The 12,788-nt window shown below is 45.4% G+C and carries 6 protein-coding genes; all 6 read right to left on the bottom strand.

From position 1 onward, the window contains the following. Positions 1-1,679, bottom strand: a 1,679-nt coding sequence (locus AC1DBT_RS01935; protein WP_480018375.1) for a leucine-rich repeat domain-containing protein, incomplete at its 3' end; no start/stop codon positions are given. Between the two features lie 453 nt (positions 1,680-2,132). Then, positions 2,133-6,590, bottom strand: coding sequence for a DNA-directed RNA polymerase subunit beta' (locus AC1DBT_RS01930; RefSeq protein WP_480018374.1), 4,458 nt, complete (start codon positions 6,588-6,590; stop codon positions 2,133-2,135). A 5-nt stretch (positions 6,591-6,595) separates the two neighbouring features. Next, on the bottom strand, positions 6,596-10,123 hold the full coding sequence (gene rpoB / locus AC1DBT_RS01925; protein WP_480018373.1) for a DNA-directed RNA polymerase subunit beta: 3,528 nt from the start codon (positions 10,121-10,123) through the stop codon (positions 6,596-6,598). Between the two features lie 311 nt (positions 10,124-10,434). Next, positions 10,435-10,812 carry a 50S ribosomal protein L7/L12 gene (gene rplL / locus AC1DBT_RS01920; RefSeq protein ID WP_006302356.1) on the bottom strand — a complete coding sequence of 126 codons (378 nt, stop codon included), beginning with the start codon at positions 10,810-10,812 and terminating at the stop codon, positions 10,435-10,437. An 82-nt stretch (positions 10,813-10,894) separates the two neighbouring features. After that, positions 10,895-11,413, bottom strand: a complete 519-nt coding sequence (gene rplJ, locus AC1DBT_RS01915; RefSeq protein WP_048596384.1) for a 50S ribosomal protein L10 — start codon at positions 11,411-11,413, stop codon at positions 10,895-10,897. A gap of 560 nt (positions 11,414-11,973) precedes the next feature. Then, positions 11,974-12,681, bottom strand: a complete 708-nt coding sequence (rplA, locus tag AC1DBT_RS01910; protein WP_048596385.1) for a 50S ribosomal protein L1 — start codon at positions 12,679-12,681, stop codon at positions 11,974-11,976. Positions 12,682-12,788: the final 107 nt, after the last annotated feature.

The following is a 12,788-nucleotide window of genomic DNA, read 5'->3' as shown; positions in this document are numbered from 1 at the left end:
TTTGTTGGGTCTTTTGGACCTACCACGCCATCTAGAGCAACAAAGTTTGCCGTAATGGTCATATTTTTATCGATAGCAATAGCAGCATCAAGCGCAGGATTCCACCCGTCAAACCACTCGTCAAACTTATAGCCATCCTTTGCTATTGTGGCTGGAGCACTGTCTTTTAAGTCAGCAAATGTCTTATGGGCAGTCTTTAAGACATAAAACGTGTTTTCTGCAGCAACGGTGCCTTTAGTGGTGTCTCTTGACTCAAATGTTACCGTCCAATATTTGCTTCTGTCTGGGTTCTTTCCATCTGGCTTTGTTGGGTCTTTTGGACCTATCACTTTAACTAATACTGTCAATTCTGCATCAAAAACTCCATTTGGGTCGTCGCACAACTTATACTTAAATTTTATAGGGTTAGTTTGCTTATCCCAATTAAACACATCATCTTTTAAACTTGCACCAGTAATATCGCCCCAAATTTTATTTGTGACAAAACCTTGGGGAAGGGCACTAAAGGGAATTTTTGAAATTCCTTGCTCCATTGTTACAGTATATGATGGGTTCATAAGTAAGAGATCATATCCATCTGTTGGTTTAGCCAACTTCAGGGATATCAATGAATTACCAAGACCCAATAGTTCCCTAAGATCCGCGCAATTGCTTACGTCTAAGCTTTTGAGATTGTTGCTGCTGCAATCCAACTTAGTAAGAGCTGTGTTGTTGCTTACGTCTAATTCTCCGAGTGCGTTGCTGTTGCACCTCAGTTCAGTAAGAGCTTTGTTGTTGCTTACGTCTAATTCTTTGAGTGGGTTTGCGCCGCAATTCAATACTTTAAGAGCTGTGTTGTTGCTTACGTCTAAGCTTGTCAGTTGGTTGCCGTCACATACCAAGACACCAAGGTTTGTGTTCTTGCTTAGGTCTAATTCTCCGAGTGCGTTGCTGTAGCACCTCAGTTCAGTAAGAGCTTTGTTGTTGCTTACGTTTAAGCTTGTGAGTTGGTTCCCACTGCAACCCAACTTAGTAAGAGCTGTGTTGTTGCTTACGTCTAATTTTTCGAGTTCGTTTGTGTCGCACCCCAATACTTTAAGATCTGTGTTGTTGCTTACGTCTAAGCTTGTCAGTTGGTTGTCCCAACATTCCAAATTAGTAAGAGCTATGTTCATGCTTACGTCTAATTCTTTGAGTTTGTTTGTGGCGCACTCCAATACTTTAAGATCTGTGTTGTTGCTTACGTTTAAGCTTGTGAGTTGGTTATCCTTGCAATTCAATGTAGTAAGGGCTGTGTTGTTGCTTACGTCTAATTCTTTGAGTTCGTTCCAGCTGCAATCCAATGTTTTAAGAGCTTTGTTGTTGCTTACGTCTAAGCTTGTGAGTTTGCCGCCTTGGCTAAATTTCAAAGATGTAAGATTTTTAAAGTGTTCTACTCCCGTTAAAGAAGAAATATTTGAATTTTCAAGAGAAATTTCTGTAACACTATCGCATTCGCTCTGGCTTAAAGTATTATTTTTATCTTTATCAAAATTATCTTTTACGTATGTCCTAAAGCGAGCATCGGGGAAGTTTGTTTCATTTATTGGTATACCCCCCCCCGTTGAAGCATAGGCAACAAACTGGTTTATAGATAGACAACCTATAAGCGCTATAAGGGCAAACAAACAACCTGTTATGATTCTCCTATTTATTTTCATTTTCGCCTCGATTTTTGTCTTTTTACCTATATTTTCTTCTTATATAAAACTTATACATTTATACACTTATACAGAGTAAGCACTGTATTTTTATGGTCATCAATGAAATTTTAATTTCACAGAATTTCCTTAATTATAACTTAAAATTTTTTATAGTAAAGGTATTAGTAAAAATAAACGCGCACACGGATGCACGCGCGGAAATATATGCCCAAACGCGTACTCGTTCACACATCCACACGCCAACAGGCGCTCGCTCGTGCACACGCACGCCTAAACGCACGCTCTCCAAACAAAAAAACAGCCGACATGAGTCGGCTGTTTTAATCGTACAAAACTCAAACGAGGCTGTTTACGGGCGCGTTAACGCCACGTCACACGTGCATCAACGCCACGTCACGCGCGGCATCCAGCTCGCGCCAAGCGCCACGCGCCATGCGCGGCGCTCAAAACCTACTCGTCTTGTTTATCACTATCTGCGCTGTCTTGCTTCATAACGCTCGAAAGCAAGTCGCCTAAGGAATCAAGATCCTCGTTGATGATGTCGCTATCTTCGCTATCATCATGCTCATCGGAATCTGCACCACCAATAAACTCATCTTCGGTAAAGTGATGTGTTGCAGGAGCAGCAGTTCCAAGCATAATGTCGTTATCAGGATCGGGCGAGAATACCATGTTCAACAGCTGCGAAAGATCTTCGCTGTCGGCTTCGTCCTCATCGGGCTCCAAGATATACAGCAAGTTGCGTGCCTCAAGACCCTCGCGAAGCTCTTCAATTGCCTTCGCGCCAATACCGTCAATACGCAGCAGCTCGTCCTCGGTCTTGCCAATAAGATCGCCCACGGTTTCTATACCAACTTCGCTGAATTTATTTGTCCAGCGTTGTGACACACCAAGGTCGTCAAACAGGTAGAGCTTAGCATCCTCGGTAGAAAGCGAACGTCCGTTCTTAGAGTAAACACCATTGTTGGAGTAATCCTCACCAATCCAGTCAAGCTGCTTGGGGAGCTGCTCTTCAATGTCTTTAAGCTCATCGGGTGCCCAATCGGGGAGCGCCTTTGCGTTAGGAGAGGTAGGCCCATCGATAGCTTGACCCTTATACGTAAGCTGAACATCATCATACGCTTTAAGTCCAGTACCTGCAGGAATCTTCTTTCCAGCAATTACGTTAGACTTAAGGTCAAGTAAGTGGTCGGTTTCGCCCTTAATAGCAGACTCAGTTAAGACACCTGCCGTACGGATAAACGATGCGCTCGAAAGCCACGAATCAATTGAGGACGCAACTTTAAGCGTACCCAAAATAACTGCTTCTGCCTCGGGAACTTTACCACCTGCGGCGCTAATGTTTGCAACCGTATTGGCAAATACGTATCTATCAACATACTGACCAAGCAGGTATTGCGAATCGCCCGGATTGGTAATTTGAACACGACGCAACATCTGACGTGCAATAACTTCGATGTGTTTGTCGTTAAGGTCTACACCTTGTGAGGTATAAACGTCTTTAACCGACTTAACAAAGGTATGCATGGTTTCTTCGATACCAGTTAAGCTGCGTAAAACTCTAAAGTTAACAAAGCCGCGGGTAATCTGATCGCCAGGCTCAACTTCGCAACCATCTTCGATACCAGGCATAAAGCGAACTGATGCAGGAACACGCCACTGCGCAAGAATACGGCTTTCGTCGTCTTTATCGGTAATGCTAATTTGGTACTCGGTTTGCTCAGGCGTAATGTGCAAAATACCGCTGAACGTAGCAAGATCGGCTTCGCGTCCCAAAATCTTTTCGTTAACGTTTCCAACAACGTCGAACATACGAGCAACCGTAGGCAAACCTTGCGTAATATCCTCAGCACCTGCAACACCACCAGAGTGAATGGTACGCATCGTAAGCTGGGTACCAGGCTCACCAATGGACTGAGCAGCAATAATACCAACTGAAGTTCCGATGTTTACGGGACGACGTGTAGACAAGTCCCAACCATAGCACTTTTGGCAAACACCATAGCGAGACTTACAGGTAAGCAGCGCACGAAGCACAACGCTCTTAAGACCAGCATCAACAAGCTTTTGCAAGTCTTGCTTTGAAGAGATGTAAGAGTCTTTGGCAAACAAAACTTCGCCCGTGTTAGGATCACAAATGTCTTGCAAAACGCAACGACCCACCAGATCCATATCAACATCGTTTTCGCCCGGCTTAATAAGCTTATAGGTTACGCCGTCTACGGTTTCGCAGTCTTCTTCGCGAACAATAACGTCTTGTGCAACGTCTACCAGCCTACGTGTTAAGTAACCAGAGTCAGAGGTGTGCGATGCCGTATCTACCAAACCTTTACGTGCACCATAGGTAGAAATGAAGTACTCAAGTGGCTCTAGACCCTCGCGGAAGTTTGCTTTAATAGGCAAGTCGATGGTATCACCAGACATATCGGCCATCAAACCACGCATACCAGCAAGCTGACGAAGCTGCGTTTTAGAACCACGAGCTCCCGAATCTGCCATCATGTAAATGGGGTTGTCTTCGCTAAAGCCCTCGAGCATTTCAGAACCCAAGTGCTCGGTGCAATCGGTCCATACGTTAATTACTTCGCTGTGACGCTCTTTTTCTGACAAGAAGCCGTCTTCGTAGTACTCGTTAATTTGGTCTACTTTACCTTGCGCTTCTTCCAAAAGCTGAGGCTTATCATCTGGAATAATAGCGTCCCAAACAGAAACAGTTAAGCCTGCCTGAGTTGCATAATGGAATCCCACGTGCTTAATTGCGTCCAAAATGGGCTCTACGCGAGAAAGCGTATAGCGGTCGCAGCAATCGTTAACTAAAGTAGCAATGTCGCCTTTAGCCATCTTAAAGTTCATGTAAGGATAGTCGTCGGGCAAGCATTGACGATTAACAATAATGCGTCCAATTGAAGTTTCAAAACGAACAGGATCGCCGCTTAAATCGATTTCTTCAAGCTTGCCACGAGCAGAATACGTGCGGAAATAAGGCTTTCCATCAACGGTTGCATTTGCGTCTGCTGCGGTAAGACGTACAAAAATGCGTGCTTGAATATCAATACCAGTAAGCGCGTTATAAGACGCCAGTGCATCATCAAAATCTGAGAACACACGATCCTCACCAGCAAGACCGTCTTTTTGCGTAGTAAGGAAGTACACGCCAAAGACCATGTCTTGCGATGGAATATTTAACACTTTACCCGATGCAGGTGAGCGCAAGTTATTGCTTGAAAGCATAAGAACACGCGCCTCGGTTTGTGCCTGCGTAGAAAGTGGCACGTGAACCGACATTTGGTCACCGTCGAAGTCTGCGTTAAACGGAGCGCACGCCAATGGATGTAAGTGGATAGCTTTACCCTCTACCAAAACGGGCTCAAATGCTTGAATTGAAAGACGGTGAAGCGTTGGGGCACGGTTAAGCAGTACCAAACGGCCGCGAATGACCTCGTCCAAAATATCCCAAACCATAGCAGAGCCACGGTCGATAGCGCGCTTTGCACCCTTAATATTTTCGGCTTTGTTAAGTTCTACCAAACGGCGCATGACAAAGGGCTTAAAGAGCTCCAAAGCCATAACTGAAGGCAAACCGCATTGGTGGAGCTTAAGGCGTGGGTCAACAACGATAACCGAACGACCAGAATAGTCTACACGCTTACCAAGCAAGTTTTGACGGAAACGACCTTGTTTACCTTTAAGCGATTCTGCCAAAGACTTTAAGGGGCGGCCGCCACGACCAGTTACAGGACGTCCACGACGACCGTTATCAAACAGTGCGTCTACCGACTCTTGAAGCATACGTTTTTCGTTATTTACAATAATTGCAGGCGCATCAAGGTTAAGCAAACGCTTTAAGCGGTTGTTACGGTTGATGACACGACGATACAAATCGTTTAAGTCAGAGGCTGCAAAACGGCCACCGTCGAGCTGTACCATAGGACGTAAATCGGGTGGAATAACAGGGATAACGTCGAGGATCATGTTGGCAGGGTCATTGTTACCCTTCAAAAATGCGTCAACAATTTCCAAACGCTTGACCGCACGCTCACGACGTTGCTTTTGAGAATCGTCAGAAGCAATGATCTTACGTAATTCGGTTGCTTCTTTTTCCAAATCAACGCTGTGCAACAGGTCACGGATAGCACCTGCACCCATGTCGCCCTTAAAGTACATCTTGTAGTAACGACGCATTTCACTGAACAGCGACTCATCAGAAATAAGCTCACGGCACTCAAGCTGCATAAACTTGGTAAACGCCTCTTTGCGCAAGCGTTTTTCGTCTGCATACTCTTCGCGAAGATCAACAATACCGCGTTCAATTTCTTCGGCAGAAAGTGGCTCTAAATCGCTAAACTCTGGGTCATCGTCTGATGACTCGCCTTGCGCACGCAAGCGTGCAATTTCGTCTTCGCACTCTGCATCAAGTTCTTCAAGGTCGGCTTGAAGCTCTTCTTTAAGGTCTTGAGCATCTTGTTCGCGTGCTTCGGTGTCAACTTCGGTAATAACGTAGGACGCAAAGTAAAGAATTTTCTCAAGATCTTTGCTCTTCATGTCCAAAAGGCGAGCAAGAGGAAACGTGGCTGGGCTCTTAAAGTACCAAATGTGCGAAACAGGAGCAGCAAGTTCGATATGACCCATGCGATCACGACGAACCTTTGCGCTGGTAATTTCTACACCACAACGCTCACAAACAATGCCTCTAAAGCGAATACCTTTATATTTACCGCAGGCACATTCCCAGTCTTTTACAGGACCAAAAATCTTTTCGCAGAAAAGTCCGTCCTTTTCAGGCTTAAGCGTGCGGTAGTTGATTGTTTCGTCTTTCTTGACTTCACCACATGACCAACCGCGAATGTCATCCGCGCTGGCAAGGGAAATCTTGATAGCATCGAAATCTGTGGAATCAAAGTCTGCCACGTTCGCTACTCCTTATCCTTGAGCGTGCCGCCAATAAGAACCTCATCGGAATGATGAGACATAATTGTTGATCCGCCAATTAAATCATCAGCAGAATCGGCATGTGCAAATACATCGACCGCCTCGGGTTTGTCTTCTTGCTCCACAGGCTTGGCCGGAACATTTTCTTTATAAACAATAGGTTCAATGTTAAGTGCAAGAGAACGAATCTCTTTTACCAAAACCTTAAACGACTCGGGGATACCCGGACGAGGTGCGTTTTCGCCCTTAACGATAGACTCATATGTCTTAACACGGCCGTTGGTATCGTCAGATTTAACGGTCATAAGCTCGTGTAATACATTGGATGCGCCGTATGCATACAGAGCCCAAACTTCCATCTCACCAAAACGCTGACCACCAAATTGAGCTTTACCACCCAAAGGCTGCTGCGTAACAAGAGAGTAAGGACCAGTTGAACGAGCGTGAATTTTATCGTCTACCATGTGGCCAAGTTTTAAGATATAAGAAGTTCCAACGGTAATAGGGCTCTTAAATGCTTCACCAGTACGGCCATCATAAAGCGTGGTTTTACCTTGTTCGTTAAGCTGGGGAACAAATGCTTTGTTCATTTGCTTACCATAGGTGCGCATAGCTTTGTTGATCATGTTGATGTTGGTACGGCGAATTGCGTCGGCAACTTCTACATCGGTAGCACCGTCGAAGATAGGTGTAGAAACAAACATAGGTCCTTCTACAACCTTGTCTGAGTCCTCGCTGTCTACGTCGTAACCATGACTTGCAGCCCAACCTAAGTGGCACTCAAGCAGCTGACCAACATTCATACGAGAAGGTACGCCCAACGGGTCTAGCAATACGTCAATAGGAGTACCGTCTGCCATGTACGGCATGTCTTCAACAGGTAAAACGTTACAAATAACACCTTTGTTACCGTGACGACCAGAAATCTTATCGCCTTGTTGAATTTTTCTGCGTTGAGCAACAAATACGCGAATGAGTTCTTTAACTCCTGGAGGAAGCTCGTTTTCTTTAGATTTATCTTCGGGGCGAACAAAGCGAACAACATCCACAACGCGGCCGTATGCACCGTGTGGCATTCTAAGCGAGGTATCGCGAACATCTTGTGCACGGTTACCAAAGATTGCAGCAATAAGGCGTTGTTCTGGAGTTGGAGCAGGCTCACCTTTAGGAGTAACCTTACCTACCAAAATATCGCCAGGGCCAACTTCGGCACCAATGCGAACAATACCGTCTTCATCCAAATTGGCAAGCGCTTCTTCGGACTGGTTAGGAATTTCACGAGTAATTTCCTCGGCATGTTTTGCAGAAATGTCACGCGCGTCAACTTCGTGACGAGAGATATTAACAGAGGTTAACAAGTCGTCTTGAACAAGGCGCTCGGAGACAACGATACCGTCCTCGTAGTTATAACCTTCCCAAGGCATGTAGGCAACGGTTAAGTTAACACCTAATGCAAGCTCGCCTTTATCAATGGATGTACCATCGGTAAGAGGCTGACCTTGCTCAACCTTTTGACCTACTTTTACCACAGGACGGTGGTTAATGCAGGTGCTTTGGTTAGAACGTTGATACTTGGGGAAGTCATAACGCTCAAAACCATCCTCAGTTTGAACTACGGCGTGCGAAGCGTCTACCTCTACAACTTCTCCGGCATGAGTTGCCATAACCGATTCGCCAGAATCATATGCTGCAGCGCGCTCAAGACCAGTTCCAACATAAGGAGCATGAGGCTTAATTAAAGGCACGGCCTGACGCTGCATGTTTGCGCCCATGAGCGTACGCTTTGCGTCGTCGTGCTCAAGGAACGGAATAAGGTTAGCAGCAGCTGAAAGCATCTGAGAAGGAGACACATCCATATAGTCTACTTCGTTAACGGCTACTTCACTTGGTGCACCAAAGGTACCGTCGAAGTTGCGTGTACGCGCAACAACAGTTTCGGGATAATAAATTTTTCCGTGAGCGTCTGTTGCAACAAAACGACCCGTCTTTGGATCTACAGGAACATCTGCAGGAACAATAACATGATGTTCCTCTTCGTCTGCTATCATCCAATCAATTTCATCGGTAACCTTGCCGTCTACAATCTTGCGGTATGGTGCTTCGATAAATCCATACTCGTTGACATGCGCAAACAGCGCAAGAGAACCAATAAGACCAATGTTTGGACCTTCGGGCGTTTCGATAGGACACATACGCGAATAGTGAGAGTTGTGAACGTCGCGCACTGCGGTAGGAACATTAGTACGACGGCTTGAACCAGACTTATGACCTGCCAAACCACCAGGTCCTAATGCAGAAAGACGACGCTTGTGCGTAAGGCCAGCAAGTGGGTTTGACTGATCCATAAACTGCGACAGCTGTGAGGAGCCAAAGAACTCTTTAATAGCCGCTACAATTGGGCGGATATTGATAAGAGACTGCGGCGAGATGTCGTCGGGGTCTTGCGTTGCCATACGCTCGCGAATAACGCGCTCCATACGGCTTAAACCAATGCGGAACTGATTTTGTACCAGCTCGCCTACCGTACGAACACGTCTGTTACCAAAGTGGTCGATATCATCGGTCTTTTTGGTGGTATCTCCTGCGTGAAGGGCAAGCAGATAACGAAGAGCCGCAACAATATCTTCTTTAGTAAGAATCTTTACACTTGGATCAATATCAAGCGCAAGCTTTTTATTAACTTTATAACGGCCTACGCGTGCTAAATCATAACGCTGATTATTAAAATACAATCCTTCGATAAGCGAACGAGCAGAATCAACCGCAGGTGGCTCACCAGGGCGTTGACGACGATAAATTTCGATAAGAGCATCCTCACGCGTGGTTGCAACATCGCGCTGAAGCGTTGCTTTAACGATCTCAGAATCGCCCAAAAGCTTGATGATTTCTTCGTCGGACTCGGCAATGCCTAACGCACGAAGCAGCAGCGTTGCATTCTGACGACGTTTGCGGTCGATGGATACAACAAGATGACCGTGCTTGTCCACTTCAAACTCAAGCCAAGCACCACGTGCAGGAATAAACTGAACATGATGCGTTTGGACTCCGTTATCCATTTCTTCTGAGAAATAAACACCAGGAGATCTAACAAGCTGAGAAACAACTACGCGCTCGGTACCGTTGATTACAAAGGTACCGCGATCGGTCATGAGAGGGAAATCTCCCATAAACACGAGCTGCTCCTTCATTTCGCCCGTTTCTTTATTGATAAAGCGAACGTTTACAAGAAGAGGAGCTTGATACGAAATATCTTTAGCTCTACACTCGGCAATGGTGTGTGGTGGATCACTAAACTGATGAGCACCAAAGGTCACCTCCATTGTTTTAGTAGAGTTCTCTATAGGAGAAAATTCCATGAACGACTCAGCAAGACCATCGGTCATGAATCGTGCAAAGGACTCTTTCTGCACAGAGATTAAGTTAGGGAGCTCCATAGTAGGAGCAATCTTGGAGAAGCTTACGCGGTCGCGCTGCTTCGGTCTATCACCATGGATTGATTTTAATTTAGGCACCAGGCTTTTCCTCCTTCAAAAGGGTGGGAGGCGGCAATTGTCGCAACGTAACAATTTAGCTAAGGTTATGACAGTCGTCAATATCAGACCTTGACATACTTTACGCTTAGGACTAGATTTTCGATTTCACCATGTATAAACAGGCGTTTCTTAAAATCAACTCACGCGCATATATGGAGAGCATGTGAGGGGTCAGCAGAAACTGCACAGAATCTACACAGTTCAAACATATGACAAAAAGAGCTAGATCCAAGCGAATCTAGCTCTTCTTTTATGTATCACCTAAAAATTAGGCGCTTAAGAGGTGGTTGTTACTTAAGAGTAACAGAAGCACCTGCCTCCTCGAGTTGCTTTTTAGCAGCTTCAGCGTCTTCTTTCTTTGCGCCTTCAAGAAGTACCTTAGGGGCAGCCTCAACAGCGTCCTTAGCCTCTTTAAGACCAAGAGAAGTAAGAGAGCGAACAACCTTAATAACAGCAATCTTGTTAGAACCTACAGAAGTAAGCTCAACGTCAAAGTTGGTCTTCTCTTCTTCTGCAGGAGCAGCACCAGCAGCAGGAGCAGCAGCAACTGCTACAGGAGCAGCAGCGGATACGCCAAATACGTCTTCAAGTTCGTGAACGAGCTCAGAAAGCTCGAGGGCTGGCATCTCTTTAAGAGCCTCAATGATTTCATCTTTAGTTACAGCCATTGTATTCTCCTTATACAATCGGGGCTTTCGCCCTTTTATTTACTAAGACGGCAAGCATAGAGCCTGACCGATGCGCTTAAATCTAAGCAGCGTTTTTCTTTTCGGCAACTGCGTCCAAAGCAGTAACAAGTCCACGAGCAGGACCTGCGCAAACAGAAGCAATGCCAGACAGAGGACTACCAAGAACGTAAACGAGTTTAGCAACAAGCTCATCACGGCTAGCAAGCTCGGCGTAAGCTTTTGCACCTTGTGCATCAAGAGCTTTGCCATCGGCTAATGCGCCAACCCATTCGATCTTTTTAAGAGCTTCAGCTTGCTTTTTGATAACTTTAGCTGCATCAACAGGGTCATTTTCGTAGAACACGTATGCACATGTTCCTTCAAGACCGCTGATCTCGGGAAGATCGGCATTCTTAAGAGCAATCTTAACAATGTTGTTCTTGTAAACCTTCATGTGAGCTCCCGCTTCGCGAAGAGCACGACGAAGACCTTGTGTCTCTTTAACGGTAAGTCCGCGATAGTCAATAACAAACACACCTTTGGAGTTCTCAATTGATTGAGCGGCCTTATCGAGCATAGAAATATTAAGTTTGTTAGGCATAGATACACCTCCTTATGTTTTACTCGGGCACGAGCGCTGACGCGAGCGAGCCTTCATAAAAAAAGACCCTGCTTGGCTTATGCCAAAGCGGGGTCTACAAGAAGACGATTCTTAAGACCACCTCGGCAGGCGGTTATACACCATGTGTACTCCCTTTAAGCTTCTAGACGAAGCACCGGCTGTCTTTGGCAGCGAACGTGCTATGTGCACTTGAGCAGATTGGTATCTGCAACTTCTCTATTGTAGCTAACTTTTAGGGATGCGCAAGGTTCACAGGCAAAATATGTGGTAAATTGCTGGTCCTACATATGATTGCCATATATGCATCCAAGCCTTGCTATACAGGGACTCATTATTCCTGTGCGTAGATACGTTTGCCTATCTTATATACGGGCAAAATTCCTATGATGAGAAGCCCTCGTTATGCATGGTCTCAACAAAAATCAATCAATATCTTTCAATGAAGTAAAACTAAAACAGCTAAAAAAAACCTCGTCCAGAACAAACTGGACGAGGAAGATTCGCGCTTTATTGCGATTGCGTCTACTGAGCAAACGCGTTTATGCCTCGGTAAAGTTACGCGTTACAGAAGTGTCGGCTTTAACGCCAGGACCCATTGTAGAAGAAAATACAACGGACTTTACATAACGACCTTTAGTGCTTGAAGGCTTAACGCGCAGAAGCTCGGTGAAAAGTGCACCGTAGTTCTCTGCTAAGTCGTTAAGATCAAAGGAAACTTTACCCATAGGAACGTGGCAAATACCATAACGATCAGCACGATACTCAACACGACCTGCTTTAAGCTCGCCTACCATCTTTGCAACATCCATGGTTACGGTACCAAGCTTGGGGTTTGGCATTAAACCACGAGGTCCTAAGATTCTACCAAGGCGACCAACTTTACCCATAAGGTTAGGTGTTGCAATAACAGCATCAAAGTTGATAACACCTTTTTGAATGTCTTCCATCAAGTCGTCGGAACCAACAATATCTGCGCCAGCTTCTTGAGCTTCGCGAGCCTTGTCGCCCTCGGCAAATACAGCAACACGAACAGTTTTACCCGTTCCGTGAGGAAGAGAAATAGAACCACGAACGTTTTGATCTGCTTTACGCGTATCAACGCCCAAACGAATTGCAACTTCAACGGTCTCGTCGAACTTTGCAGATGAAAGCTCCTTAACAAGCTGAAGAGCTTCCTTAGGAGTGTAGAGTTTAGCTGCTTCTACTTTTACAGCAGCGTTACGATAGTTCTTTCCATGCTTTGGCATAAAAGCTACCTCCTTTAGGTAGTTGGGTGGTTATAACGGACGCCAATGTCCTCCCACATGAATACAAAAGCTCTGATATAACCTTTGAATTGCAGCAATGTTAAAAA

The organism is Fannyhessea sp. C0108B2 (assembly GCF_056583915.1).
The sequence above is the reverse complement of the archived record's forward strand: the minus strand, read 5'-3'. Positions and strand labels throughout refer to the sequence as shown.